Here is a 23,477-nt window from a genome sequence, read left to right as displayed (position 1 = left end):
CTGAATCGTAAAGGCATCATCTTGGCCGGCGGGTCGGGTACCCGTCTGCATCCCGCGACCCTGGCTATTTCCAAACAGCTTCTGCCGGTTTACGACAAGCCGATGATCTACTACCCGCTCACCACTCTGATGCTGGCGGGCATTCGCGACATCCTGATCATCTCGACGCCCCAGGACACCCCAAGGTTCGAACAGCTTCTAGGTGACGGGCATCAATGGGGGATCAATATTACCTATGCGGTGCAAGCATCACCTGATGGTTTGGCACAAGCTTTCCTGATTGGTGAACAGTTCATCGGTAATGACCTGTCGGCATTGGTTTTGGGCGACAACATCTACTATGGCCACGACTTCCAAGGGTTGCTGGGAAGTGCCATGGGGCGTACCGATGGCGCCAGTGTATTCGCCTACCATGTGCACGATCCTGAGCGTTATGGTGTGGTTGAATTCGACCAGCGAGGAAAGGCGATCAGCCTGGAAGAGAAGCCAGCCAAGCCGAAGTCGAGTTATGCCGTGACCGGGCTTTATTTTTATGACCGTGATGTGGTCGAAATTGCCAAGGGGATCAAACCCTCGCCGCGCGGTGAGCTGGAAATTACCGACCTCAACCGCGTGTATCTGGAGCAGGGCAAGCTCTCGGTTGAAATCATGGGGCGTGGCTATGCATGGCTAGATACCGGCACGCATGATTCATTGCTTGAAGCTAGCGGCTATATCGCGACTATTGAGCGCCGGCAGGGGTTGAAGGTGGCCTGTCCAGAAGAAGTGGCTTATCGCCAGGACTGGATCGATGCCGAGCAGTTGGAAAAGTTGGCGGCGCCCTTGGCCAAGAATGGTTATGGCCAGTACCTTAAACGACTGTTGGAAACAAAAGTCTACTAACGCCGATATAACCTGTCGTTGAGCCGCCGTTGCAGGCGCTTAGGGCAATTGCTTCCTGAACATCAGGCTACTGGTCGGTCTGGTGTTCAGGGTGTGCAATCTTTCGGGTCTATTTCTGGGCGCCTATGAATTCCCTGCCAGGTCTTGTCTCGGGACGAAGTCTTCGCCAGCGCTTTAATACTGCTCGAAAATGAATTGCACAAAGCTTTCTGTAGGAAAAAGTAAAAAAGCTTTGTCTGAATGGAGGTAGTTATTGGGCTTAAATCTTCGAGCGCTTTTAATCAACCTCTTGAATGCTGGCGGGCGACTCGTGCAGCCTCGCAGAGTGTAAACGGAGGGTAGGTGTAGGGAAGCGTTGTTCTGTTCAACTTGGTAACATCTCAGTTTCCTTAATCCAAGGTTTACGCGCTAGGGTTTGTCAAGCAGCCAACGGAAAGCTGCTTTCATTTCTCTCAAGGAGTGCCTAACATGCGTAACACCGTCCTGTCCTATCTTCTGCTGCCGCTATTTGCAACCCTGCCTTTGACACTACACGCGGCTCAAACCACGGTTTCGCAACCAGTAGTAGCAACTGCGACCCAGTCGACAGAACTACAGACAAAGACGTCCAGAATTGACCTGAACAAGGCCGATGCCTTGACGTTGCAGCACAATCTCAACGGGATCGGCAAGGCCAAGGCGGAAGCGATCGTGGCCTACCGCGAGGCGAACGGCCCGTTCGATTCTGTGGACGAATTACTGGAAATCAAAGGAATTGGCAGCGCGCTGGTGGAGCGTAATCGCGAAAAGTTGACGGTGGACTAACGCGACATCAAAAGCCGGCCGGCAATGCGCTGGTCGGCGTCTTCCCAGAATGCTGTTACTTATCCCGCGCCTCCTTGGCATCCATCTCCGCATTCCTCTCATGAACCTTCCTCAACTGCTCCTCTGTCAAGGGCAGTTTCTTCGCCGTATCACGCAACATCATCAATCCACCGAGGATCGAGCCGAGGGCTATGATGAGTATCAGCCAGGCATACCAGGGCATTGTCGTTCTCCTGTGATCGTTAAAGTGCTGCGTGTCATTTCATTCGACCGGCAACCCAGTCTGTCCGTTCAATTATAGCCTTCGGCCATCGCCTGCCCACCCAGTGGATCTGCGGCCCCCAAACCGCGCCCCACTTCGTTTACAATGCGCGCCGTTTACGACTTGCCAAGAGACCTGACCATGTCCGCCTGCCAGACGCCCCTGATCGTCGCCCTCGATTTCCCTACCCGTGAGGCCGCCCTGAAGCTGGCTGACCAGCTCGATCCGGCGCTGTGCCGGGTGAAGGTCGGCAAGGAGCTGTTCACCAGCAGCGCCTCGGGCATCGTCGAGACCCTCTGCGCCAAGGGCTTCGAGGTGTTCCTCGATCTGAAATTCCATGACATCCCCAACACCACGGCGATGGCGGTCAAAGCTGCTGCCGAAATGGGCGTGTGGATGGTCAACGTGCATTGTTCCGGTGGCCTGCGCATGATGTCGGCCTGCCGTGAAGAGCTGGCCAAGCGCAGCGGGCCGCAGCCGCTGCTGATCGGTGTCACCGTGCTGACCAGCATGGAGCGTGAGGACTTGGCAGGTATCGGCCTGGATATCGATCCGCAGGAGCAGGTGTTGCGTCTGGCGGCGTTGGCGCAGAAGGCCGGTATGGATGGCCTGGTGTGCTCGGCGCTGGAAGCGCCGGCATTGAAAGCTGCGCATCCGGCGCTGCAATTGGTGACTCCGGGCATTCGGCCGGCGGGCAGCGCCCAGGATGACCAGCGCCGTATCCTTACGCCGCGTCAGGCGCTGGATGCTGGCTCCGACTACCTGGTAATCGGCCGCCCGATCAGCCAAGCGGCGGATCCGGCAAAGGCGCTGGCGTCGGTGGTGGCCGAGATTCGCGGTTGATTCGATCCAGGGGCTGCGATGCAGCCCATCACGGTACAAGGCCGCTCCCGCACGGAGCGGCCAGCTGTATCCGTTTTAGACCTTCAGCACCAGCTTGCCGAAGTTCTCCCCGCTGAACAGCTTGAGCAGTGTTTCCGGGAAGGTCTCCAGGCCTTCGACCACATCCTCCTTGCTCTTGACCTCGCCACTGGCCAGCCAGCCAGCCATTTCCTGCGCAGCCTTGCCGTACTCTTTGACGTGGTCCATCACCACGAAGCCTTCCATGCGCGCGCGGTTCACCAGCAGCGACAGGTAGTTGGCTGGCCCTTTCACCGCCTCCTTGTTGTTGTACTGACTGATGGCGCCGCAGATCACCACGCGGGCCTTGAAATTCAGGCGGCTCAACACGGCGTCGAGAATGTCGCCACCGACGTTGTCGAAATACACATCCACGCCCTTGGGGCATTCGCGCTTGAGGCCGGCGAGCACGTCTTCGGCCTTGTAGTCGATGACACCGTCAAAGCCCAGTTCATCCTTGAGGTACTGGCACTTTTGCGTGCCGCCGGCGATCCCCACGACGTGGCAGCCCTTGAGCTTGGCGATCTGCCCGGCGATGCTGCCGACCGCGCCGGCAGCGCCGGAAATGACCACGGTCTCGCCGGCCTTGGGCTGGCCGACGTCAAGCAGGGCGAAGTAGGCGGTCATGCCGGTCATGCCCAGCGCAGACAGATAGCGGGGCAGGGGTGCCAGGCGCGGGTCGATCTTGTGCAGGCCCTGGGGCGTGCCGGTGAAGTAGTCCTGTACGCCAAGCGCGCCGCTGACATGGTCGCCGGGCTTGTAGTCCGGATGTTTGGAGGCGACGACTTCGCCGACGCCCAGCGCGCGCATTACCTCACCCAGGCCCACCGGCGGGATGTAGGACTTGCCTTCGTTCATCCAGCCGCGCATTGCCGGGTCCAGCGACAGGTAGAGGTTGCGCACTTGGATCTGGCCGTCGGTGGGTTCTGCGGCGGGGCCCTGCTGGTAGTCGAAATCTTCGCGGCGCACGGCACCGACGGGGCGTTTGGCGAGCAGGAAGCGGCGGTTGGTCTGGGTCATGGTATCTCTCCCTGTAGATGGCAAAGCCTGTTGATAGACCGTCGAGCCTGGCCAGGCAAGGTTGACCGGGTTGGCGAATGCCCGGTAATCCACCTCGATGATCTGGCTGGCAGCGCACAATCACTGCAAACGATGGTAGTCCAACCGTGCTTCTGATGATGCTGCCCAGCCGGGTGGTGCTCTGACTAGACTCAATCTCTACTCGATCTCTGTGAAGCAGGAGCCTGTGATGAGCATGACTTTTTCCGGCCAGGTCGCCCTGGTCACCGGCGGCGCGGCAGGTATCGGCCGAGCCACGGCCCAGGCATTTGCCGCCGAGGGGCTTAAGGTGGTGGTGGCTGACCTCGACGTGGCCGGTGGCGAGGCAACCGTCGCACTGATTCGCGAAGCCGGTGGTGACGCGCTGTTCGTGGCCTGCGACGTGACCCGCGACAGCGATGTGCGCCAGCTGCACGAGAAGATCATCGACGTCTATGGTCGCCTGGACTACGCGTACAACAACGCCGGAATCGAGATCGAGAAGGGGCGTCTGGCCGAGGGTAGCGAGGCCGAGTTCGACGCGATCATGGGCGTCAACGTCAAGGGCGTCTGGTTGTGCATGAAATACCAGTTGCCGTTGCTGCTGGCCCAGGGCGGCGGTGCGATCGTCAACACAGCGTCGGTGGCCGGGCTGGGCGCCGCCCCCAAGATGAGCATCTATGCTGCGTCCAAGCACGCGGTGATCGGCCTGACCAAGTCGGCGGCCATCGAGTATGCGAAGAAAGGGATTCGGGTCAACGCGGTATGCCCCGCAGTGATCGACACCGACATGTTCCGTCGCGCCTACGAGGCCGATCCGCGCAAGGCCGAGTTCGCCGCAGCGATGCACCCGGTCGGGCGCATCGGCAAGGTCGAGGAGATCGCCAGCGCAGTGCTTTATCTGTGCAGCGATGGGGCGAAGTTCACCACCGGCCATAGCCTGACCGTGGATGGCGGTGCCACGGCCATCTGATCGAGACGCGTGCCGAGACCAGCAACGCCACCACCACCGCGACGCAGCCCAGCAGCAGGGCTGCGCCGAACAACACCAGCGCCATGCGCGAGCCGAGGCGATCACTGAGCAGCCCGGTGAAGATCACCGGCAGGCTGAAACCCAGGTAAGCGAGCAGGAAGAAGCCGGCGCTGGCGCGGGTCTTCTCGTTGCCGGCGAGGGTGTTTACCGCCGCCAGCCCGCCAAGGTAGATGAAGCCATAACAGGCGCTGCTGGCAGCCACGGCACCTGCCAGTACCGCTGCCAACCTGCCGTTTTCTGCACCCCAGGCCAACAGGGCATAGCTCAGCGGCAGGATCGTCAGGCCGAGCAGAGTGGCGCGCACGCTTGCCAGGCGTCGAGCCAGCGGCTGGAACAGCACGCCGCAACTGATTACGCAGAAGGTGGAGAAGCCCGACCACTCGCTCAGCCCGTGCTGGCGCAGTACACCTGGCAGCAGCGCGATGACCAGCCCGGTGCAGGCCCAGGCCAGCAGGATCGCCAGGCCGTACGGCAGGCTGCCGGGCGGATAGCAGGGCAGGCGCAGCATGGCGCTGCGTTGTGTCGGACGACGGTCAGGCAGGCGCCACACCAGCAATAGGGCGACGGCGGCCAGCAGCAGTTGCAGGTAGAAGCTACCCGGGCTCAGGGTCGGGCCACGTAACAGGAACAGACTGGTCAGTGCCGCGCCCAGCCCGAAGCCCAACGAGGTGCTGGCGGTTACCCAGTTGGCAGCCCGGGTACTGTCGGCGCCGCCCAGCAGTTCTCCCATGTAGGCGGTCGCGGTGGTGGTCGCCAAGGCCGTACCGACGCCCATCAGCAGTCGGGTCAGGGCGAGGGTTTCGAGGCCAGGTGCGAGCAGGACGAGGGTTGTGGCCAGCATCGACAGTAGCAGTGCGGCCATGATCAATGGGCGGCGGCCGACCCGGTCCGCCAAGCCGCCGAAGGCCAGCAGCACGGGAAGCACACCCAGCACATAGCTGGAAAATGCCAGGGCGGTAGCGGCGGCGCCGTATCCGGACAGATCGGCGTACGTGGTGTAGAGCGGGGCCTGCAGGTTAACGGCGAGGGTGATCAGGCACAGGGCAAAGGCCAGGCGGGCGGGCATGGGGTATCCATCTAGGAAGGGGTGGGTGAAAGCACATTGAATTCATCTCCCTGCGCCAACAAGACACACATCCCCGGCATTTGTGATTAACTGTTCTCCAAAAATCAGCAAACACTTTGCCATGCACATTTCCCTGAATCGCCTCAGTCCCATCCCTCTGGTCCAGCAACTGACCGACCAGTTGCGAGCCTGGATCGAGCAACAGCGTCTGCGACCTGGTGCACGGCTGCCGTCGATTCGCACCTTGGCCAGCACCCTTGAAGTCAGCCAATCCTGTGTGATCGATGCGTACGACCGTCTGGTGGCCATCGGCTGGCTGGAGGCGCGCCACGGTACCGGCTTCTTCGTCGCCGAGCGCAAGCCCGGGCTGGCCCAGGAGGATGCCATGGCCTGGGGCGATGCCATCGATGGCAGCTGGAGGCAGTTCGGGGATGGTCACGAGACCCTGCTCAAGCTCGGTTGTGGCTGGCTGCCCACCGCCTGGCACGCCCGTGATGCCCTGGCACAGGCGATACGTCTGGTCAGCCGTGGCGACCCCGAAGACCTGTTCCGCTATTGCTCGCCGCTGGGGTTGGCCAGCCTGCGCCAGCAGTTGCACAAGCGCCTGTCGCAGCTGGATATCCCCACCGCTGCTGAACGCATTCTCACCACCCAAGGCGGCAGCCATGGCCTTGACTTGCTGGTGCGGACCCTGCTCAAACCCGGCGATACGGTGGTGGTCGAAAGCCCCGGCTACTACAACCTGTTCACCCTGCTGCGCCAGCATCAGGTGCGCATGCTGCCGTTGCCGCGCACCCCTGCAGGCCCTGATGTCCAGGCGCTCGAGCAACTGCTGGTCGAGCACCGCCCGCGTTGCCTGTTCGTCAACAGCCTTTACCAGAACCCGACCGGCACCAGTCTCAGCCCCAAGACCGCCTACCGCTTGCTGGAGCTGGCGCGTGAGCATGATCTGCGGATCATCGAGGATGACATCTACGCAGACTTCCAGGATGGCCCGGCCACGCGACTGGCGACGCTGGACAGCGAACAGCGGGTGATCTACCTGGGCAGCTTTTCCAAGACTCTGAGCAGTGCCCTGCGGGTCGGCTACATCGCCGCCGACGCCGAGCTGATCGGCCAACTGGCGCAGTTGAAGATGGTGACCGGCATCGGGACTTCACGCTTCGTCGAGCAAGTGGTCGGGCAGATGCTCGCCAACGGCAGCTATCGCAAGAGCGTGCAGCGCTTGCGGCTGCGCCTGGCCCAGCACATGGCCAAGTTGCTGGGCCAGTTGGAGGCCTTTGGTTGGGAGGTGTTCTGCGAGCCTTATGGCGGCATGTTCGTCTGGGCGCGGGTGCCGGGCCGGGATTTCGCCTGGCTCGATCACCTGGCGCTGGAGCATTCGGTGTTGCTTACCCCAGGCAGCGCTTTCGATCACCAGGGAGCCGACAGCGACTGGCTACGCATCAATGTCGCGTATGGGCAGGACATCCGTGCCCAGGCCTTCTTCGCACATGCAGGGCGACCTGCAGATAGCTGAAAACGACAGGGTCATAGCTATTTGACACCATTCTGACGTCAAGCCCTTGTGAGCCGGCCGGCACGGTTGTCACTCTTGGTATTCGGGAACACCTGAATGGGCAAGGGGGAGCGGCGATGGGGGCGACCAAGCGCGGTAGTCTGTCCAATCTGGGCATGGCACGTAAACTCGGCCTGGGCTTCGCCCTGGTGCTGCTGTTGACCCTGGCGGTGGCGGCCATCGGTGTGTACGCCCTGAACAATATCGGCCAGCGCTTCGACGGGCTGCGGCAGATGGGCGAGGTCAATACCGACCTGCTGCGTCTACGCCAGCATGAGCAAGCCTTCGCCCTGCGTTCTGACATCAAGGAGGCCGAGGCCCTGCGCGCGGGCTTGCAGACGCTGGTCGAGCGCGTGCGCAGCCTGCCGACGCTGGCGGCGAGCGAGGCAGACCTCAATGCCTATGGCCAGGCCTTCGATGCCTTCGTCGAGGCCGTGCAGGCCAAGGAGCTGGCGCTGGATACGGCTGGCTGGTCGGTGTCCAGCGTCGCCAATAACCTCGATGTGCTGCAGGCCGGGCTGGCGGACGATGGCGCCTACACCCTCAAGCAGTCCCAGGGCCAGCAGGGCAGCGAGTTTCTCGATCAGGCCGCGCAGGTGGCCCAGGTCTCGCGCCTGATGCTGCAGGCGATGGACGAGGCGCGGGTACGTCTGGAGCAGGGGCGCAAGGGCGAAGAAGTGGTGTCCGCCGGGCGCATCGCGCAGACCGTCGATGCGGCGAATCTGGTCGATCAGCTCAAGACCGCCGTCACCGATTCCGGTTACCAGAGCGTATTGGGCGAAGTGGCCGGGCATATCGCCACCTTCTCCGACAAACTCAACGAATACACTGATGAACTGGCCAAGGAGCAGGGCACCAAGACCCAGTTGCAGGCCAGCGCCGAACAGGTCACCAGCCGGGTTGACCAGGCTTATGCGGCGCAGCAGGAAGCCATGCGCCAGGAGCTGCTGCACAACGCGCTGGCCATCGCCATCGCCACGGCCCTGGCGTTGCTGGTGGGCATCGTTGCCGCCTGGTTGATCACGCGCGCCGTGGTCGGGCCGCTCAAACGGGTGATCGCCAGTGCCCAGCGCATCGCGGCTGGCGATCTGGTGGTCGAGGCGCAAGTGGCAGGTCGCGATGAGGTGGGGCAACTCACCCTGGCCATGCAGCAGATGGCGGCGGGGCTGTCAGGTATCGTCAGCGGATTGCAGCAGGGCATCGAACAACTGGCCGGCAATGCCCAGGCGCTGTCGGCGGTGACCGAGCAGACCAACCGCGAGGTCGGCAGCCAGAAGGAGGAGACCGAACAGGTCGCCACCGCGATGCAGCAGATGACTGCGACCGTGCACGATGTGGCGCGCAACGCCGAGGAGGCAGCACAAGCGGCGCAGGATGCCGATGACAAGGTCGAGTCCGGCCAGCAGGTGGTCCGCCAGAGCATGCAGCGCATCGAACAGTTGGCTGAGGCTGCGGAAACTGCCAGTGCCGGTATCGACAGCCTGAGTGCCGAGATCCACACCATCGGCGATGTACTGGAAGTGATCAAGAGCGTCGCCGAGCAGACCAATCTGCTGGCGCTCAACGCGGCGATCGAGGCCGCGCGCGCTGGTGAGCAGGGCCGTGGTTTTGCCGTGGTGGCCGACGAAGTGCGGGCCTTGGCACGGCGTACCCGGCAGTCGACGGAGGAGATCGAGCGCCTGGTAGCCAGCCTGCGCGGCAACGCCCAGCAATCGGTGGCGCAGATTCGTGGCAGTACCGAGCTGGTGCGCATGGCCGTGGCTGATGCGCTGCACACCGAAAGCGCCCTGGGTAGCATCGCCTCGGCCGTGTCGCTGATCCAGCAGATGAACCAGCAGATCGCTGCCGCAGCGGAGCAGCAAAGCTCGGTGGCCGAGGAGATCAGCCGCAGCGTCACGCAGATTCGCGGTAGTGCGGATCAGGCGGCGCTGGCGATGCAGGACAATGCGCGGTCGAGTGTGGAGTTGGCGCAGTTGGGGGATGAGTTGAAGGGGATGGTGGGGCATTTCCGCTTGGGATGAGGCTGGCCTCTTCGCGGGCAAGTCGCAGCGGCGAACCGCCGCTCCCACAGGTACGGCGCAGCCTTCAATATTGCTGGACCTCTGTAGGAGCGGGCTTGCCCGCGAAGAGGTCGGTACAGGCAACCAATAACCTTTACCCCTTGCGCGGACTCAGTATCAGCAAGGTAATCACCCCCGCCACGATCCCCCAAAACGCAGAACCGATCGAAAACAGCGTCAGCCCCGAGGCCGTCACCATGAAGGTGATCAGCGCCGCCTCACGCTCCCGCGCTTCGCTCATCGCCACGGTCAACCCGTTCATGATCGAGCCGAACAGCGCCAGCGCCGCAATCGACAGCACCAGCTCCTTTGGTAGCGCCGCGAACAGCGCCGCCAATGTTGCGCCGAACACCCCGGCGATACCATAGAAGATTCCGCACCAGACCGCCGCGGTATAGCGCTTGGCCGGGTCTTCATGGGCGTGCGGGCCGGTGCAGATCGCCGCGCTGATGGCCGCCAGGTTGACCCCGTGCGAACCGAAGGGGGCCAGCAGCAGCGAGGCGAAGCCGGTCGCCGAGATCAGCGGTGAGGCCGGCACCTGGTAGCCGTCGGCGCGCAGCACGGCAACTCCGGGCATGTTCTGCGAAGTCATCGCCACCACGAACAGCGGGATGCCGATGCTGATGGTCGCTGCCAACGAGAAGCTCGGCGTGGTCCAGACCGGTTTTGCCACCTCCAGGTTGAAGTGGCTGAAGTCCAGCAGCCCCAGGATGCCGGACAGCGTCGTGCCGACCACCAGCGCGGCCAGCACGCAATAGCGCGGCGACAGGCGCTTGACCAGCAGGTAGCTGAAGAACATGCCCAGTACCAGCAGGGTGCGATGCTGGGCGGCGACGAAGATTTCGCTGCCGATCTTGAACAGGATCCCTGCCAGCAAGGCCGACGCCAGCGACGCCGGAATACGCCGCACCAGGCGCTCGAAACTGCCGGTCAAGCCGCAGACCAGCACCAGCACGGCGCAGGTGATGTACGCGCCGATGGCTTCGCCATAGCTGACACCGCCAAGGCTGGTGATCAGCAACGCGGCGCCCGGCGTCGACCAGGCCACGGTGATCGGGGTGCGATAGCGCAGCGACAGGCCGATGCTGCACACCGCCATGCCGATCGACAGGGCCCATATCCACGAGGAAATCTGCGCGGTGGTCAACCCGGCGGCCTGGCCAGCCTGGAACATCAGCACCAGGGAACTGGTGTAGCCGGTCAGCATGGCGATGAAACCGGCGACCACCGCCGATGGGGCGCTGTCCGCCAGTGGGCGCAGACGCGTGGAAGTGGCGTCGGTCATGGGGCATTCCTTGTTCATGTAAGCAGTTTTTTCAGACTAACGCGGGCGAATCGGAAGCTTGCCATACAGCAGTCATTGCATTTAGCCGTACAGTCCCCAACTATTGGGCGCTGACCTGCAACTGCACAGGAGGGGAGGGGCGATGTACAAGGTTTATGGGGATTACCAGTCGGGCAACTGCTACAAGATCAAGTTGATGCTGAATCTTCTGGGGCGCCCCTATGAGTGGCACTCGGTCGACATTCTCAAAGGCGAGACCGAGACCCCCGAGTTCCTGGCCAGAAACCCCAATGGCAAGGTGCCGGTGCTGGAGCTCGAAGACGGTACCTGCCTGTGGGAGTCCAACGCGATCCTCAACTTCCTCGCCGACGGCAGCGAGTTCCTGCCGACCGAGCCGCGCTTGCGCACCCAGGTGCTGCAATGGCAGTTCTTCGAGCAGTACAGCCACGAGCCTTACATTGCCGTGGCGCGTTTCATCCAGTTCTACCTGGGATTGCCGGATGAGCGCCTCGAGGAGTACCGCAAGTTGCACAAGGGCGGCTACAAGGCGCTCAAGGTGATGGAGCGCCAGTTGCAGATGACGCCGTACCTGGTGGGCGAGCAGTACTCGATCGCCGATGTGGCGTTGTATGCCTACACCCACGTGGCGCAGCAGGGTGGCTTCGACCTGGCCGAGTATCCGGGGGTGAGGGCGTGGCTTGAGCGGGTTGCCAGCCATCCGCGGCATGTGCCGATGGTGGATTGATCGGCTTGGCAGCGGCGCAGTCCTTGTGACTGCGCCAGGCTCAGACCGACCCGAAGCGCTTTTCCAGATAGCCAATGATGTCCTTGGACTCATACATCCAGGTCACCTTGCCGTCCTCTTCGATACGCAGGCACGGCACCTTTACCCGGCCGCCGCCTTCCTGCAGTGCCTGGCGGTGTTGCGGGTCGTTCTTCGCATCGCGCAGTGCCACCGGCACGTTGAGGCGGTGGAGGGCGCGGCGGGTCTTGACGCAGAACGGGCAGGCATGGAACTGGTACAGCGCCAGCCCCTTGGCCTGCTGCTCGACCTGGGCCTGGGCGGCGGCGTCGCGCTTGCGCTTGGCCGGGCGGCTGATCCAGTCGCCGAACACGATGAGTTGGCCGAGGCCGACTCGCAGGGCTTTGACGATCATGGGCAACTCCTGATCTGTGGTGCACAACGGAAAATAAAAAGCCGACCCCGAGGGGTCGGCTTCGCGCAGAGTCCGATCACTTGATCAGACTGAGGAATTCACTGCGGGTGGCGGCGTTCTCGCGGAACTCGCCAAGCATCACCGAAGTGATCATGCTCGAGTTCTGTTTCTCGACGCCGCGCATCATCATGCACATGTGCTTGGCTTCGATGACCACCGCAACGCCTGCGGCGCCGGTAACCTTCTCCACGGCCTCGGCGATCTGGCGGCTGAGGTTTTCCTGGATCTGCAGGCGACGTGCGTACATGTCGACGATCCGTGCCACCTTGGACAGCCCCAGCACCTTGCCCTTGGGCAGGTAGGCCACATGGGCCTTGCCGATGAACGGCAGCATGTGGTGTTCGCACATCGAATAGAGCTCGATGTCCCGGACCAGCACCATCTCGCTGTTGTCCGAAGTGAACAGCGCACCGTTGGTGACTTCTTCCAGGGTTTGTTCATAACCGCGGCAAAGGTACTTCATGGCCTTTGCGGCCCGCTTGGGCGTGTCGAGCAGGCCCTCACGGGAGACGTCCTCGCCGATCTGGCTGAGGATCTCGGTGTAGTTCTGTTCCAGGGACATGGATCTACCTGTGGGAAAAAACGCAAAAACGAAGGTTACGGCGGCAAACGCGGCGCTGCAAGCGTGATGTCATTCGTCGCGACCGTCGAGCATGGTCCGCTTGAGCATCACGTACAAGGCGCCGGTGCCGCCATGACGGGCCTGGCAAGAGACGAAACCGAGCACCTGCGGGTGCTGGCGCAGCCAGGTGTTGACGTGGCTCTTGATCATCGGGCGCTTGCCGTCGATGCGCGCAGCCTTGCCATGGGTGACCCGCACGCAGCGCACTTCCAGCTTGGTGGCTTCGGCAATGAAGTCCCAGAGCGTTTCGCGCGCGCGTTCAACGGTCATGCCGTGCAGGTCGAGGCTGCCCTCGAAGGCGATCTGGCCGAGCTTGAGCTTGCGAATCTGGCTTTCCTGCACGCCGTCGCGGCGCCACATCAGTTCGTCTTCGGCACCAACGTCGATGACGAACTGGTCCGACATGCCATCGACCACCAGCGGCTGGTCGCTGCGCACGGTAGCGGCCTGGCGCAGGCCGGCCAGCTGCTTGCGGTCGGCCTTGGGCTTGCCGACTTCGGCGCGGTCGTGTGCGATGGGCTTGACGCCACGCACCTCGCTGCGGAAGAGGGAAAAGTCGTCGTCTTGCATGTGTGCCTCCACGTGGGCGGCGTATTCTACGCGAACGGCCCCGCCTCGTCAGCAGCGCTCCGGTCAACGCTCAATCATGCTTTTTCATCAAGTGCGGCGACAGGTTCAGCTCCCGCCCTCGGCGCAGGCGAATGCGGCTGCGCCGCCAGAAGCGCACCCCCAGGTACAGCATCAGCAACCCGATCACCGTGAGGATGGCCGACAAGGGGCGATTGGCATTGAGTTCGGCCAGGGCCTGGTAGTTGCCCAGCAGTCCGGCGAAACCGGCCATGGCCAGGAGGATGCCCAGGGTGGCGAGCAGGGCGGACAGGCCGGCAGCCAGGCGCGCGCCCCAGTTGCCCGGCTCGCGCGGGCGCAGGCGCTTGGCATCGAAACTGCCTTTGAGCTTCATTCCGTGTTCCTCTGTAGGTATCCGGAATCAGACCTGTGCTCGCCCGTCGGGTTCCGCCCGGCTGCCGGGCGGTTGTACGGTCAGATCAGGCTGGCGGTCGGGGCGACACAGGCAAAGTTGTCGGCCATCACGGCCATCTCGCACTGGTGGATCTGCGCGGCCGGAATGACCGTATCCTTGAACGCCAGGTCACGGGTGGCCGAGGCGTCTTCCACCAGGGTGCAGCGATAACCATAGTCCTTGGCACGGCGCACCGTGGTGCTGACGCTGGAGTGGCTCATGAAACCGCAGACGATCAGGTCCAGGTGGCCGAGCTGCTGCAGCGTCTCGTGCAGCTTGGTGTTCTTGAAAGCGTTGGGCATGCGCTTCTCGATGACGATTTCGTCGCCTTGCGGCTCGAGGCCCGGAATGAATTCGCCGGCCGGCCCCTGCGGGTCGAAGCGGCCACCGACGGTGCCGAGGTGGCGGACATGGATGATCGGGCGGCCGGCCTTGCGGGCAGCCTCGAGCAACTTGGCAATGTTCGCCACGGCCTCGTCCATGCCCGACAGCGCCAGTGGACCGCTCAGGTACTCCTTTTGCGCGTCGATGACGATCAGGCTGGCTTGGCTCAGCCTGGCCGGCGGGTAATCGCGGCCGGTGAGGCGGAACATCGTGGTTGGAACGGACATCAAGGGCTCCTTGGAAGGGCTTTTATCCCTCTATTCTCCCTTGCCTCGGCGCCAATGTGAATGGTTGACAACGCAGGCGGCATGGTTACTGGCCTGTGGCTATCCGAACGGGAACCGGTGGAACATTTCAGCCGGGGGGCTGTTAGACTTTCGCACAGTCTGAAAAGGAGTACTCCGTGATCACATCCCGCCTGCGCACCCTGCGCGACCACATCCGCTGGGCGGTCAGCCGCTTCCATGAGCACGAGCTGTTCTTCGGTCATGGCGCCGACAACGCCTGGGACGAGGCCCGCCTCTTGGTGCTCGGTGCCGTGCATTTGCCCTGGGAGGTGGCCGACAGCTACCTGGACTGCCAGTTGGAGGATGACGAACGGGTGCGTCTGCAGCACTTGCTCAAGCGACGTATCGAGGAGCGGGTACCGACCGCCTACCTGCTGGGCGAGGCGTGGTTCTGCGGGATGTCGTTCATCGTCGACGAGCGGGTACTGATACCACGTTCCCCGATCGGCGAACTGATCGAGAAGCGCTTCGAGCCGTGGCTGGCCAGCGAGCCGGCGCGGATCCTCGACCTGTGCACCGGCTCCGGCTGCATCGGAATCGTTGCCGCCGATGTGTTCCAGGAGGCCGAAGTGGTACTGGCCGACCTGTCCTTCGACGCGCTCGAAGTGGCCAATCAGAATATCGAGCGCCACGGCCTCGACCAGCGTGTATTCACCGTGCAGGGCGATGGTTTTGCCGGGCTCCCGGGCCAGCGTTTCGACCTGATCCTGTCCAATCCGCCCTATGTCGACGCCGAGGATTTCGCCGACATGCCCACCGAGTACCACCACGAGCCCGAGCTTGGCCTGGCCTGCGGCAACGACGGTCTGGACCTGGTGCGACGCATGCTTGCCGAGGCCGCTGATCACCTGACCGAGAAGGGCTTGTTGATTGTCGAGGTGGGCAACAGCCAGGTCCATGTCGAAGCCCTCTACCCGGAGGTGGACTTCGCCTGGCTGGACTTCGAGCGCGGTGGCCACGGCGTGTTCATGCTGACGGCGCAGCAATGCCGGGACCACCAGGAGTTGTTTGCTTCGCGGGTATGAGGCTTCGGTCGCGGGGGGCATGCCCCCCGCGATCGGGCGTCAGCGAGTGGCAATCCAGATCAGCAGGCCGGCCTGGAACACCGCAAAGGCGACCAGGCAGGTGATGGTGAAGCGCAGGCCGCTGTCCTCGCGGCGGTACTTGGCCACACGCTCGTCGCGCTCGCGCAGTTGCGCTTCCTTCTCCTGCAGTTTCTGCTCTGCCTGTTGCAGCATGGTCGCCGCTTCGAGCATGTCGACGCGCTGCACCTTCTCGTTGCTCCAGGCGCTCTTGAGCTGGCCGACCGCCGTTTCGACGGTTCGGGCCTTGAGCATCTGGCCGTCGGCATACTCCACCTCCAGCCCTACGCTGCGCAGCACGTGGTCGCGACGCAGGCGCGAGTCTTCGTTGAGGGCATCCTTGCTGGGCAGGGCCATGCCCTCGACCTGGTAGTGCGACCATTTGCGCTGCAGCCATTGCACGGCCTGCGCCAGCACGTAGCGGCCAAGGCCGCGGTTGAGTGGCTCCAGTTGCAGGCCGGCGTCGTCGCCGATGCGCACGACACGCTGTTCATGGTCGACCCGCACATCGAGGCGGTTCTGCTCCTTGCGTACCTTCTGGCCTGGCAGCAGGATTTCCATGCGCAGCAGGCTGTTGGCCTTGTCGTGGCGCTCGGCATAGCCGAACTGCACGAAACGCAGCGGTCGCGCGCCGCTGTTGCGGTCGGTGGGCAGCGGCGCCAGGCGCAGCAATTGAAAGTGCTCAGCGGCCAGGTCCGCCCAGGGCAGCGGCGCGCTCTCCGGTGGTTGTTCTTCGATCGCCTCGGCGGCGGGTGCATCGGTCATCAGGGCAATCCTCAAGTGCACGGGCCGGGTGATGCCGTGCTTGTGCGCGCAACGCTTGCTGCACGATAAGGCTCTTTGGCATCACCGCCTCTTGCCATGCATTATCGGCAGCACCGGGCAAGACCTGAGGGGTAAAAGTGTCAGGCGGACTGCAAGCGGTGGATGAAGGCGACGATCCGCTCGCCCAGCTCGTGGGCCAGGGGCAGGTCAGGATTGCTGTAACTGTCGCGCTGCTCGCTCATCGCTCGCGGGCTGATGCGCAGCATATGGTTCATGCCATCGATCAGCACCAGCTCGGCGTCCGGTTTGGCGGCTTTCAGGCGCTCGGCGTCGCCGACCTCGACCTGCACGTCGTTGCGGCCCTGGACGATCAGAGCGGGTACCTGCAAGCGCGAGAAAGCCTTGGCCGGGTCCTGGCGGAACAGTGAGATCAGGTAGGGCTGCACCGTCGGTCGAAACACCTCGCGCAAGGGCGTGGGCACATCCAGGCTGGTCTGGCCGGCCTGCAGGCGGTCGAGCAGGCTGTTGCCGCGGGCCAGTTGCGCCGGCGACAGGCGCTGGGCCAGTTGTTCACGCAGCACATCGGCAATGGGGCGGCCGCTGCCGGCCAGCGTGATCACCGCGCTGGCGCCGGCTTGATTGGCGGCGAGGCTGGCTATCAGCGCGCCTTCGCTGTGGCCGATCAGGATCACCGGACCGAAGCGTGGATCGGCTTGCAGCTTGTGCGCCCATGCCACGACATCGGCGACATAACCTTCGACGCTCAGGTCGCGTTCGTCGGGCGCCGCCGGCTGGCTGGCGGCGACCCCGCGCTTATCGTAGCGCACGCTGGCGATGTGCTCGTTGGCGAGCAGTTGGGCCAGGCGCTTGAGGTTGTCGATGCGCCCGGATGCCGGGTTGTTGCCGTCGCGGTCGGTGGGCCCGGAGCCGGCGATGATCAGCGCCACCGGCGGCGGTGTGTCCTGCAGCGGCAACAGCAGGCTGCCGTGCAGCACGCCATGGCCGGTGTCGAGGTCGATGGGATGCTTGAGCACGGTAGGGGCGGCGGCCTGGGCCAGGCTTGTGAACAACAGCAGGAGCAGGGCGACGATGCGCATCTTCGGATACTGCATGGGGAGATGTTGGATTTGACCTGGGGTGCGAACGAAGGTTCTCGCGATTTTTTTCGCAAAGCTGCGGCTTTCCGTATACTGGCGGCCTCTTTCAAGTTCAGGCTGATTTTCGCGGAGCGTCCATGTCCGGCAATACCTACGGCAAGCTGTTCACCGTCACCACCGCAGGCGAAAGCCATGGCCCCGCGCTGGTCGCCATCGTCGACGGCTGCCCGCCGGGCCTGGAGATCTCGCTGGCCGACCTGCAGCACGACCTGGATCGTCGCAAGCCCGGTACCAGTCGGCACACCACCCAGCGTCAGGAAGCCGACGAAGTCGAAATCCTCTCCGGGGTGTTCGAAGGTCGTACCACCGGTTGCTCGATTGGCCTGTTGATCCGCAACACCGACCAGAAGTCCAAGGACTACTCGGCGATCAAGGACCTGTTCCGCCCGGCCCACGCCGACTACACCTACCACCACAAGTACGGCATCCGTGATTACCGCGGCGGTGGCCGCAGCTCGGCCCGTGAAACCGCCATGCGCGTGGCGGCTGGTGCCATCGCCAAGAAGTTCCTGGCCACCCAGGGCATTCGCGTGCGCGGCTACATGAGCCAGTTGGGCCCGATCGAAATCCCCTTCAAGACCTGGGACAGCGTCGAGCAGAATGCCTTCTTCAGCCCCGACCCGGACAAAGTCCCTGAGCTTGAGGCCTACATGGATCAACTGCGCCGTGACCAGGATTCGGTCGGCGCGAAGATCACCGTGGTCGCCGAGGGCGTGATGCCGGGCCTGGGCGAGCCGATCTTCGACCGCCTCGACGCCGAACTGGCCCACGCGCTGATGAGCATCAACGCGGTCAAGGGCGTGGAGATCGGTGCCGGATTCGCCAGCATCGCCCAGCGCGGCAGCGAGCACCGCGACGAGCTCACGCCAGAAGGCTTCCTCAGCAATAACGCCGGCGGCATTCTCGGGGGTATTTCGTCGGGTCAGCCGATCGTTGCCCACCTGGCACTCAAGCCAACCTCGAGCATCACCGTGCCGGGTCGCTCGATCGACGTCAATGGGGACCCGGTCGACGTCATCACCAAGGGGCGCCATGACCCGTGCGTGGGCATTCGCGCCACGCCGATCGCCGAGGCGATGATGGCCATCGTGCTGATGGACCACCTGCTGCGCCACCGTGCGCAGAATGCCGAGGTGAAGGTCAACACCCCGGTGCTGGGCCAGCTCTGATCTAGCCAGGCCCGGCCTCTTCGCGGAGCATTCCCCGCGAAGAGGCCGGTACAGGTCCCCACAAGGCCGATCCATGCAGCCCATCCCTTACTGGCGTCTGTCCAGCTTCTACCTCTGCTACTTCGCCTTGCTCGGTGCCACTGCACCCTTCCTGGCCCTGTACTTCGACCACCTCGGCTTTTCCCCGGCACGCATCGGCGAGTTGGTGGCGATCCCCATGCTCATGCGCTGCATCGCCCCCAACCTGTGGGGCTGGCTGGGTGACCGCAGCGGTCGGCGCCTGCTGATCGTGCGCCTGGGGGCCCTGTGTACGCTGGCGACCTTTTCCCTGATCTTCTTTGCCAAGAGCTACGCCTGGCTGGCGCTGGTCATGGCCCTGCACGCGTTCTTCTGGCATGCGGTGCTGCCGCAGTTCGAAGTGATCACTCTGGCGCATCTGCATGGACAGACCTCGCGCTACAGCCAGGTCCGGCTATGGGGCTCGATCGGTTTCATCCTCACCGTGGTCGGGTTGGGGCGGTTGTTCGAATGGTTGAGCCTGGACATCTACCCGCTGGCGATGGTCAGCATCATGGCTGGCATCGTCATCGCCAGCCTGTGGGTGCCCAATGCCCAACCGGTCGAGCACGCCGAACGGCGCGGGGCAGAGGGCTTTCTCAAGCAACTGGCGGCTCCGGGCGTGCTGGCGTTCTATATCTGCGTGGCGCTGATGCAGCTCAGCCACGGCCCGTACTACACCTTCCTCACCTTGCACCTGGAACACCTGGGCTACAGCCGCGGCGCCATTGGCCTGCTGTGGGCGCTAGGGGTGGTCGCCGAGGTGCTGATGTTCATGCTGATGAGCCGGATCTTTGCGCGCTTCCCGGTGCGCAGCGTGTTGCTGGCGAGCTTCTTGCTGGCCTCGTTGCGCTGGCTGCTGCTGGGCAGCCTTGCCGATATTCCGGCGGTGCTGATCCTTGCCCAGCTGCTGCACGCAGCCACCTTCGGCTGCTTCCACGCGGCCTCCATCGCCTTCGTCCAGTCCAGCTTTGGCGCTCGCCAGCAGGGGCAGGGCCAGGCGCTGTATGCGGCGCTGTCCGGCACCGGTGGCGCGCTGGGTGCGCTTTATTCGGGCTACAGCTGGAAACTGCTCGGCCCGCAGTTCACCTTTGGTATGGCCAGCGTCGCAGCGCTGGCTGCAGCCGTTATCATTGCCCTTCGTTCGCAACAGACCAGGAACAGCCCCTGATGAGCATTCTCAGCGTTTTTCATTCCAGCAGCCCGCAGCTGGCGAACAAGGTGCTGACCCACCATGAAGACATTGCCGCCACCCTGGCCGAGCAGGGTGTGCAATTTGCACGGCACGACCACGGCCTGCGCATTCGCCCTGGCAGCGCCGAGGCCCAGGTGCGCGAAGAGGCCGGTGGTCTGATCGACATGCTGATGACCACGCACGGTTGCCAGACCCTGACGCTGCTGAACCGAGACGGCGATCAGCCGACCGAGGTCGATCTGCGTGATGAGCACGTGCATGACGCCGTCGAGGTATTCGCGATGGTGAGCGGGCGAGGCCAAGTCAGCCTGCGTCTGGGTGAGCAGGTATTTGCGCTACTGTGCGAGAAAGGCGATGTGCTGGTAGTGCCTGCGCAGACTCGACGCTGGATCGATCTGGGTGATACACCGTTCTGCCTGGCCTTGCGCTTGTTTGGCAACGAGCAGGGCATCCGCATGACCGGCGACGAGCAGGCACGACAGTTTGCAGGGATGAGCGAGCTGTAATAGATCGCGGGGCAATCCTCTTCCCACAGAATCCCTTCGTGGAAGGAGGATTGCCCCGCGAAACGGGCGGCACTGTCAACGATAGGTCGGCAGGGCGAAACGTTGCTGGCTTTGCAGCATGGAGATAACAGGCAGTTCGCTGGCTTGCTCGGCCAGGTCGCGGCGAATGGCACTGATGGCCCAGGACAGTTGCTCGGCGCTGTGCAGTTGCGCATAGGAAAGCACACGACGAGTCACGGTGCCGTCGGCGGCGCGCAGGGTCAGCAGGATGCCGCCGTCCGGACGGGACTTGGTGTCGACCTGATAGGCTGGGAAGACCGAAACGAATTTTTCCTGGATGAGGTCCATATCAACTCCTGACGTGTAGGTTGGCAGACGTGAGTTGATGGTTGCAGTGACCGTGCCAGGCTTTTAGATAAAATAATTTCCTTTAAAAACAATAAGTTAGGTTGTTTTTTTGGAATTGATTGCCGTGCATTGTGCATGGTCGTGCATTTTGCACAGTGCATTTTGCAAGGTCATAGAGCCTGCCTCTTGGTCCCATAGAATCTGAACCTTTGCTGCCCGGCGATGGCCTGACACAAAATTGGTCCAACACACTTGCCAGGAGGTTCCAGATGTCCGACCAACAGCCCACCGCGATGACCGAAGAAGAATCCGCCGCCTTCGCTGAAGAAGTATTCGAGCGCGCCCGCCGAGGCGATGCCGCCATGCTCGAGCGCCTGCTTGACGGTGGCTTGCCGGCTAACCTGCGCAATCACAAGGGCGACACCTTGCTGATGCTGGCGAGCTATCACGGTCATCATGAGGCGGTGAAGGTGCTGCTGGCCCATGGCGCGGACCCCTTGATCGCCAACGACAATGGCCAATTACCGATTGCTGGTGCTGCCTTCAAGGGCGACCTGGCGATGATCCGGCTGTTCATCGAGCACGGTGTGCCGGTGGACGCGGCAGCCGTCGATGGCCGCACGGCATTGATGCTGGCAGCGATGTTCAACCGCAGCGAAATCCTCGACTATCTCCTGGCCCAGGGCGCCGACCCGACCCGCCAGGATGCGCGTGGCGCTACCGCGCTGGTCGCGGCGCAGACCATGGGTGCCAGCGAAGCAGCCGCTCGCCTGCAAGCGCTGGTCGGCTGACACCTCGGGGGGTATCCTTGGCGCCTTTTTCGCCATTCGCCAAGCAGGGCCCCCCATGAAGAACCAGTTGCTCGAATTCATCAGCCTCATCGGCGCCGGTTGCCTGCGCGAGGCGGACATCGAGCGTATCGCCGACGAGGCCGCCCAGGCCTACGCCGACCCTGCCGCTTTTCTTGCGGCCAATCCCGACATCAACTACGACGACAGTTTCCCGATCCCGCTGGGCGAATGGGTGGTGCTCGGCAGTCTGCCGGACACCGTGGTGTTCCAGGCCGACAGCTACCAGGACCTGTTTCAGGCGATCAGCGATTCGTTCGACAAGAGCGTGCCCTTCACCCTCAAGCCCAAGCAGTTGGCACGTACCGAGCCGCTGACCGCGCTCAACCGCATCCAGGTGCAGATGGGTGCACTGAACAAGGAAGCGGGCGGCTATGTGCTGCTGAACTTCAGCCAGTTGCTCGATGACGAGCTGCAGATGGTGATGGTCGGTCAGCAGGACCTGGCGCGCGTGCTGGAACTGGGCAGCGAGCTGGGCATCAAGGTGAAGCCGGCGTTGGAGGCCTTGAAGGTCGCGGTGCACGTCTGACGCGGCGATTGCCTGTTGCAGGGGCGGCGAGCGCCGCCCTCATGGGGTTCCCGCAGATCAGCCCAGCGCAGTATCCAAAAACATCATCACCGCAAAGCCGCCCATCAGGCCCAGCGTTGCCGAGGTCTGGTGGCCGTTGCGGTGAGTTTCCGGAATCACCTCGTGCGACACCACGAAGATCATCGCGCCCGCTGCCAGGCCCATGCTGATCGGGTAGGCGAGGGCGAAGCCAGTAGAGATGCCCAGGCCGATCACTGCCCCCAGCGGCTCCATCAGGCCAGAGCCGATCGCCACCAGCGCGGCCTTGAAATTCGACAATCCTGTGGCGCGCAGGGCCATGGCCACGGCCAGGCCTTCGGGAATGTCCTGGATTGCGATGGCGCTGGTCAGCGGCAGGCCGATGCTCATGTCACCGTTGGTGAAACTCACGCCGATGGCCATGCCCTCGGGCAGGTTGTGCAGGGTAATGGCGAGCACGAACAGCCACACCCGGCTGATTCGTTCGGCGTCGGGCCCACAAGGGCCTGTGCTCTCGTGCTCGTGTGGGGTGAATCGGTCCAGGCCGAGCATCAGCAACACCCCCAGCCCCATACCCAGCACGACGACGCCCGCAGCGGCGGGGCCGTTGCCGGTGATTTCCCGTGCCGCATCCAGACCCGGCAGGATCAGCGAGAACGAACTGGCGGCGAGCATCATGCCGGCAGCAAAACCCAGCATCACATCCTGGCTGCGAGCACTGACATCGCGCAGCACAACGGCCAGCACCGCGCCCAAGGCCGTGGCGCCAAAGCCCGAAAGCCCGCCCAGCGCCGCCAGGTGCAGGTTCTGTGAGTGATCGCCGTTGACTGCATTCCACAGGCTGGCCAGCAGCAGGAGTACGATCGCCAGCAGGCTCAGCCCAAGGCCTGCACTGAGCCAGGGGGTACTCAGCGCTTGCTGGCGCCAGGCATCGATGAGAGAAGGGGTGTCGGCGCTGTGGCTGTGGGCGGGTGGCATGGGAACCTCGGAAGCGATGGATGACAGCAGTCTATCCAGTGACCTGCGAGCCCGGCCAAGGATTCCCTTCTATCGCGCCGATAGCAGGCTATGCTCAGCCACAGGAACGTTCACGCAGGAGTTGCAGCATGGGTTCTACCTTCAACAGCCTGGTCGGGCTGGTCATTCTGGCCCTGGATATCTGGGCGATCATCAACGTGCTGAAAAGCGGCAGCGAGACAGGGATCAAGATCCTGTGGATTCTGCTCATCCTGCTGTTGCCGGTGCTGGGCCTGATCATCTGGGCAATTGCCGGTCCGCGGGGCAACGTGCGCCTCTGACCGTTCATCGTGACAAAATTTTCACACGGCATTAACCAAACTCCGCGCCGCACATTTAATGTATGGGCCCTTGCCGGCGATTGTCC

The 23,477-nt window shown here is 63.2% G+C and carries 27 protein-coding genes and 1 pseudogene; 15 read left to right on the top strand and 13 right to left on the bottom strand.

Features of this window, described 5'->3' with window-relative positions; all coding sequences use genetic code 11:
- Both rfbA and AB688_RS20940 read left to right on the top strand, forming a co-directional pair.
- Positions 1–882, top strand: a complete 882-nt coding sequence (gene rfbA, locus AB688_RS20945; RefSeq protein ID WP_196759911.1) for a glucose-1-phosphate thymidylyltransferase RfbA — start codon at positions 1–3, stop codon at positions 880–882.
- Between the two features lie 468 nt (positions 883–1,350).
- The gene (locus AB688_RS20940) at positions 1,351–1,686 is read left to right on the top strand and encodes a ComEA family DNA-binding protein (protein ID WP_063545756.1); all 336 of its coding nucleotides are present in this window, start codon (positions 1,351–1,353) and stop codon (positions 1,684–1,686) included.
- Between the two features lie 55 nt (positions 1,687–1,741).
- Here the strand turns inward: AB688_RS20940 and AB688_RS26585 are convergent, their stop codons facing one another.
- Positions 1,742–1,909: a DUF2897 family protein gene (locus tag AB688_RS26585; RefSeq protein WP_081255297.1), complete on the bottom strand. Its 168-nt coding sequence runs from the start codon at positions 1,907–1,909 to the stop codon at positions 1,742–1,744.
- Positions 1,910–2,089: 180 nt separating this feature from the next.
- Between AB688_RS26585 and pyrF the strand changes: the two genes are divergently transcribed.
- Complete coding sequence (pyrF, locus tag AB688_RS20935) at positions 2,090–2,791, top strand: orotidine-5'-phosphate decarboxylase (protein ID WP_063545755.1); 702 nt, start codon at positions 2,090–2,092, stop codon at positions 2,789–2,791.
- Between the two features lie 75 nt (positions 2,792–2,866).
- Here pyrF and AB688_RS20930 read toward each other — a convergent pair whose 3' ends face one another.
- Positions 2,867–3,868 carry an NADP-dependent oxidoreductase gene (locus AB688_RS20930; RefSeq protein WP_063545754.1) on the bottom strand — a complete coding sequence of 334 codons (1,002 nt, stop codon included), beginning with the start codon at positions 3,866–3,868 and terminating at the stop codon, positions 2,867–2,869.
- Between the two features lie 229 nt (positions 3,869–4,097).
- On the opposite strand from AB688_RS20930, the gene AB688_RS20925 reads away from it, so the two are divergent.
- Positions 4,098–4,859, top strand: a complete 762-nt coding sequence (locus tag AB688_RS20925) for an SDR family oxidoreductase (RefSeq protein WP_063545753.1) — start codon at positions 4,098–4,100, stop codon at positions 4,857–4,859.
- On the opposite strand, the gene AB688_RS20920 is transcribed toward AB688_RS20925, so the two are convergent.
- Positions 4,810–5,985 carry an MFS transporter gene (locus tag AB688_RS20920; protein ID WP_063545752.1) on the bottom strand — a complete coding sequence of 392 codons (1,176 nt, stop codon included), beginning with the start codon at positions 5,983–5,985 and terminating at the stop codon, positions 4,810–4,812. The two genes, AB688_RS20925 and AB688_RS20920, sit on opposite strands and share 50 nt — an antisense overlap.
- 121 nt (positions 5,986–6,106) lie before the next feature.
- Here AB688_RS20920 and AB688_RS20915 point away from each other — a divergent pair, with 121 nt between their 5' ends.
- The 3 genes and pseudogenes from AB688_RS20915 (at position 6,107) to AB688_RS27570 (ending at position 9,564) form a co-directional block, all read left to right on the top strand.
- On the top strand, positions 6,107–7,504 hold the full coding sequence (locus AB688_RS20915; RefSeq protein ID WP_063545751.1) for a PLP-dependent aminotransferase family protein: 1,398 nt from the start codon (positions 6,107–6,109) through the stop codon (positions 7,502–7,504).
- Positions 7,505–7,620: 116 nt separating this feature from the next.
- Positions 7,621–8,652 (top strand): annotated as a pseudogene (locus tag AB688_RS27575) (methyl-accepting chemotaxis protein); the annotation flags it as partial.
- Between the two features lie 36 nt (positions 8,653–8,688).
- Positions 8,689–9,564, top strand: a complete 876-nt coding sequence (locus AB688_RS27570) for a methyl-accepting chemotaxis protein (protein ID WP_371264443.1) — start codon at positions 8,689–8,691, stop codon at positions 9,562–9,564.
- 133 nt (positions 9,565–9,697) lie between these two features.
- Here AB688_RS27570 and AB688_RS20905 read toward each other — a convergent pair whose 3' ends face one another.
- Positions 9,698–10,888 (bottom strand): benzoate/H(+) symporter BenE family transporter, encoded by a 1,191-nt coding sequence (locus AB688_RS20905; protein ID WP_063545749.1) that lies wholly within the window; start codon positions 10,886–10,888, stop codon positions 9,698–9,700.
- A gap of 142 nt (positions 10,889–11,030) precedes the next feature.
- Between AB688_RS20905 and AB688_RS20900 the strand changes: the two genes are divergently transcribed.
- A complete protein-coding gene (locus tag AB688_RS20900) occupies positions 11,031–11,633 on the top strand; it encodes a glutathione S-transferase family protein (RefSeq protein ID WP_063545748.1) in 603 nt (200 codons plus the stop codon).
- A 40-nt stretch (positions 11,634–11,673) separates the two neighbouring features.
- Here AB688_RS20900 and AB688_RS20895 read toward each other — a convergent pair whose 3' ends face one another.
- The 5 genes from AB688_RS20895 to AB688_RS20875 all read right to left on the bottom strand — a co-directional run bounded on the left by AB688_RS20895 (position 11,674) and on the right by AB688_RS20875 (position 14,359).
- Positions 11,674–12,045 (bottom strand): glutaredoxin family protein, encoded by a 372-nt coding sequence (locus tag AB688_RS20895; RefSeq protein WP_063545747.1) that lies wholly within the window; start codon positions 12,043–12,045, stop codon positions 11,674–11,676.
- A gap of 76 nt (positions 12,046–12,121) precedes the next feature.
- On the bottom strand, positions 12,122–12,667 hold the full coding sequence (gene folE / locus AB688_RS20890; protein WP_054891992.1) for a GTP cyclohydrolase I FolE: 546 nt from the start codon (positions 12,665–12,667) through the stop codon (positions 12,122–12,124).
- Between the two features lie 69 nt (positions 12,668–12,736).
- A complete protein-coding gene (locus AB688_RS20885; RefSeq protein WP_054891991.1) occupies positions 12,737–13,297 on the bottom strand; it encodes a Smr/MutS family protein in 561 nt (186 codons plus the stop codon).
- 70 nt (positions 13,298–13,367) lie between these two features.
- On the bottom strand, positions 13,368–13,688 hold the full coding sequence (locus AB688_RS20880; RefSeq protein WP_054891990.1) for a hypothetical protein: 321 nt from the start codon (positions 13,686–13,688) through the stop codon (positions 13,368–13,370).
- A gap of 80 nt (positions 13,689–13,768) precedes the next feature.
- A complete protein-coding gene (locus tag AB688_RS20875) occupies positions 13,769–14,359 on the bottom strand; it encodes a cysteine hydrolase family protein (RefSeq protein ID WP_063545746.1) in 591 nt (196 codons plus the stop codon).
- A gap of 176 nt (positions 14,360–14,535) precedes the next feature.
- Here AB688_RS20875 and prmB point away from each other — a divergent pair, with 176 nt between their 5' ends.
- Positions 14,536–15,444 (top strand): 50S ribosomal protein L3 N(5)-glutamine methyltransferase, encoded by a 909-nt coding sequence (gene prmB, locus AB688_RS20870; protein WP_054891988.1) that lies wholly within the window; start codon positions 14,536–14,538, stop codon positions 15,442–15,444.
- A 39-nt stretch (positions 15,445–15,483) separates the two neighbouring features.
- On the opposite strand, the gene AB688_RS20865 is transcribed toward prmB, so the two are convergent.
- Together AB688_RS20865 and AB688_RS20860 are read right to left on the bottom strand one after the other, a co-directional pair.
- Positions 15,484–16,266: a hypothetical protein gene (locus AB688_RS20865; protein ID WP_054891987.1), complete on the bottom strand. Its 783-nt coding sequence runs from the start codon at positions 16,264–16,266 to the stop codon at positions 15,484–15,486.
- Positions 16,267–16,406: 140 nt separating this feature from the next.
- Positions 16,407–17,378, bottom strand: a complete 972-nt coding sequence (locus AB688_RS20860) for an alpha/beta hydrolase (RefSeq protein WP_231100264.1) — start codon at positions 17,376–17,378, stop codon at positions 16,407–16,409.
- Positions 17,379–17,500: 122 nt separating this feature from the next.
- On the opposite strand from AB688_RS20860, the gene aroC reads away from it, so the two are divergent.
- The 3 genes from aroC (at position 17,501) to AB688_RS20845 (ending at position 20,350) form a co-directional block, all read left to right on the top strand.
- On the top strand, positions 17,501–18,592 hold the full coding sequence (gene aroC, locus AB688_RS20855; RefSeq protein WP_063545745.1) for a chorismate synthase: 1,092 nt from the start codon (positions 17,501–17,503) through the stop codon (positions 18,590–18,592).
- Positions 18,593–18,665: 73 nt separating this feature from the next.
- Positions 18,666–19,820 (top strand): MFS transporter, encoded by a 1,155-nt coding sequence (locus AB688_RS20850; protein ID WP_063545744.1) that lies wholly within the window; start codon positions 18,666–18,668, stop codon positions 19,818–19,820.
- On the top strand, positions 19,820–20,350 hold the full coding sequence (locus AB688_RS20845; RefSeq protein WP_063545743.1) for an oxidase: 531 nt from the start codon (positions 19,820–19,822) through the stop codon (positions 20,348–20,350). Before AB688_RS20850 ends, AB688_RS20845 begins: the two co-directional genes overlap by 1 nt.
- Positions 20,351–20,425: 75 nt before the next feature.
- Here the strand turns inward: AB688_RS20845 and AB688_RS20840 are convergent, their stop codons facing one another.
- Positions 20,426–20,698: a DUF3509 domain-containing protein gene (locus AB688_RS20840; RefSeq protein WP_054891983.1), complete on the bottom strand. Its 273-nt coding sequence runs from the start codon at positions 20,696–20,698 to the stop codon at positions 20,426–20,428.
- Positions 20,699–20,967: 269 nt separating this feature from the next.
- Here AB688_RS20840 and AB688_RS20835 point away from each other — a divergent pair, with 269 nt between their 5' ends.
- Together AB688_RS20835 and AB688_RS20830 are read left to right on the top strand one after the other, a co-directional pair.
- Positions 20,968–21,489: an ankyrin repeat domain-containing protein gene (locus AB688_RS20835; RefSeq protein ID WP_054891982.1), complete on the top strand. Its 522-nt coding sequence runs from the start codon at positions 20,968–20,970 to the stop codon at positions 21,487–21,489.
- A 55-nt stretch (positions 21,490–21,544) separates the two neighbouring features.
- Complete coding sequence (locus AB688_RS20830; RefSeq protein ID WP_063545742.1) at positions 21,545–22,075, top strand: hypothetical protein; 531 nt, start codon at positions 21,545–21,547, stop codon at positions 22,073–22,075.
- Positions 22,076–22,132: 57 nt separating this feature from the next.
- On the opposite strand, the gene AB688_RS20825 is transcribed toward AB688_RS20830, so the two are convergent.
- Positions 22,133–23,071 carry a ZIP family metal transporter gene (locus AB688_RS20825; RefSeq protein WP_063545741.1) on the bottom strand — a complete coding sequence of 313 codons (939 nt, stop codon included), beginning with the start codon at positions 23,069–23,071 and terminating at the stop codon, positions 22,133–22,135.
- Positions 23,072–23,199: 128 nt separating this feature from the next.
- Between AB688_RS20825 and AB688_RS20820 the strand changes: the two genes are divergently transcribed.
- Positions 23,200–23,391, top strand: a complete 192-nt coding sequence (locus tag AB688_RS20820) for a PLDc N-terminal domain-containing protein (protein ID WP_054891979.1) — start codon at positions 23,200–23,202, stop codon at positions 23,389–23,391.
- Positions 23,392–23,477: the final 86 nt, after the last annotated feature.

This window comes from Pseudomonas putida (assembly GCF_001636055.1).
In the GTDB taxonomy this organism is placed as follows: domain Bacteria; phylum Pseudomonadota; class Gammaproteobacteria; order Pseudomonadales; family Pseudomonadaceae; genus Aquipseudomonas; species Aquipseudomonas machongensis.
The sequence above is the reverse complement of the archived record's forward strand: the minus strand, read 5'-3'. Positions and strand labels throughout refer to the sequence as shown.

Bases quoted from the DNA above. Each gene is read 5' to 3' on its own strand.
- AB688_RS20880 (WP_054891990.1), bottom strand. From the start codon at position 13,688: ATGAAGCTCAAAGGCAGTTTCGATGCCAAGCGCCTGCGCCCGCGCGAG.
- AB688_RS20825 (WP_063545741.1), bottom strand. From the start codon at position 23,071: ATGCCACCCGCCCACAGCCACAGCGCCGACACCCCTTCTCTCATCGAT.
- aroC (WP_063545745.1), top strand. From the start codon at position 17,501: ATGTCCGGCAATACCTACGGCAAGCTGTTCACCGTCACCACCGCAGGC.
- AB688_RS20930 (WP_063545754.1), bottom strand. From the start codon at position 3,868: ATGACCCAGACCAACCGCCGCTTCCTGCTCGCCAAACGCCCCGTCGGT.
- pyrF (WP_063545755.1), top strand. From the start codon at position 2,090: ATGTCCGCCTGCCAGACGCCCCTGATCGTCGCCCTCGATTTCCCTACC.
- AB688_RS20925 (WP_063545753.1), top strand. From the start codon at position 4,098: ATGAGCATGACTTTTTCCGGCCAGGTCGCCCTGGTCACCGGCGGCGCG.
- AB688_RS20900 (WP_063545748.1), top strand. From the start codon at position 11,031: ATGTACAAGGTTTATGGGGATTACCAGTCGGGCAACTGCTACAAGATC.
- AB688_RS20920 (WP_063545752.1), bottom strand. From the start codon at position 5,985: ATGCCCGCCCGCCTGGCCTTTGCCCTGTGCCTGATCACCCTCGCCGTT.
- AB688_RS20865 (WP_054891987.1), bottom strand. From the start codon at position 16,266: ATGACCGATGCACCCGCCGCCGAGGCGATCGAAGAACAACCACCGGAG.
- AB688_RS20860 (WP_231100264.1), bottom strand. From the start codon at position 17,378: ATGCAGTATCCGAAGATGCGCATCGTCGCCCTGCTCCTGCTGTTGTTC.
- folE (WP_054891992.1), bottom strand. From the start codon at position 12,667: ATGTCCCTGGAACAGAACTACACCGAGATCCTCAGCCAGATCGGCGAG.
- AB688_RS20850 (WP_063545744.1), top strand. From the start codon at position 18,666: ATGCAGCCCATCCCTTACTGGCGTCTGTCCAGCTTCTACCTCTGCTAC.
- AB688_RS20840 (WP_054891983.1), bottom strand. From the start codon at position 20,698: ATGGACCTCATCCAGGAAAAATTCGTTTCGGTCTTCCCAGCCTATCAG.
- AB688_RS20835 (WP_054891982.1), top strand. From the start codon at position 20,968: ATGTCCGACCAACAGCCCACCGCGATGACCGAAGAAGAATCCGCCGCC.
- AB688_RS20905 (WP_063545749.1), bottom strand. From the start codon at position 10,888: ATGACCGACGCCACTTCCACGCGTCTGCGCCCACTGGCGGACAGCGCC.
- AB688_RS20875 (WP_063545746.1), bottom strand. From the start codon at position 14,359: ATGTCCGTTCCAACCACGATGTTCCGCCTCACCGGCCGCGATTACCCG.
- AB688_RS20830 (WP_063545742.1), top strand. From the start codon at position 21,545: ATGAAGAACCAGTTGCTCGAATTCATCAGCCTCATCGGCGCCGGTTGC.
- AB688_RS20820 (WP_054891979.1), top strand. From the start codon at position 23,200: ATGGGTTCTACCTTCAACAGCCTGGTCGGGCTGGTCATTCTGGCCCTG.
- AB688_RS27570 (WP_371264443.1), top strand. From the start codon at position 8,689: ATGCAGCAGATGGCGGCGGGGCTGTCAGGTATCGTCAGCGGATTGCAG.
- AB688_RS20915 (WP_063545751.1), top strand. From the start codon at position 6,107: ATGCACATTTCCCTGAATCGCCTCAGTCCCATCCCTCTGGTCCAGCAA.
- AB688_RS20885 (WP_054891991.1), bottom strand. From the start codon at position 13,297: ATGCAAGACGACGACTTTTCCCTCTTCCGCAGCGAGGTGCGTGGCGTC.
- AB688_RS20940 (WP_063545756.1), top strand. From the start codon at position 1,351: ATGCGTAACACCGTCCTGTCCTATCTTCTGCTGCCGCTATTTGCAACC.
- AB688_RS26585 (WP_081255297.1), bottom strand. From the start codon at position 1,909: ATGCCCTGGTATGCCTGGCTGATACTCATCATAGCCCTCGGCTCGATC.
- AB688_RS20845 (WP_063545743.1), top strand. From the start codon at position 19,820: ATGAGCATTCTCAGCGTTTTTCATTCCAGCAGCCCGCAGCTGGCGAAC.
- AB688_RS20895 (WP_063545747.1), bottom strand. From the start codon at position 12,045: ATGATCGTCAAAGCCCTGCGAGTCGGCCTCGGCCAACTCATCGTGTTC.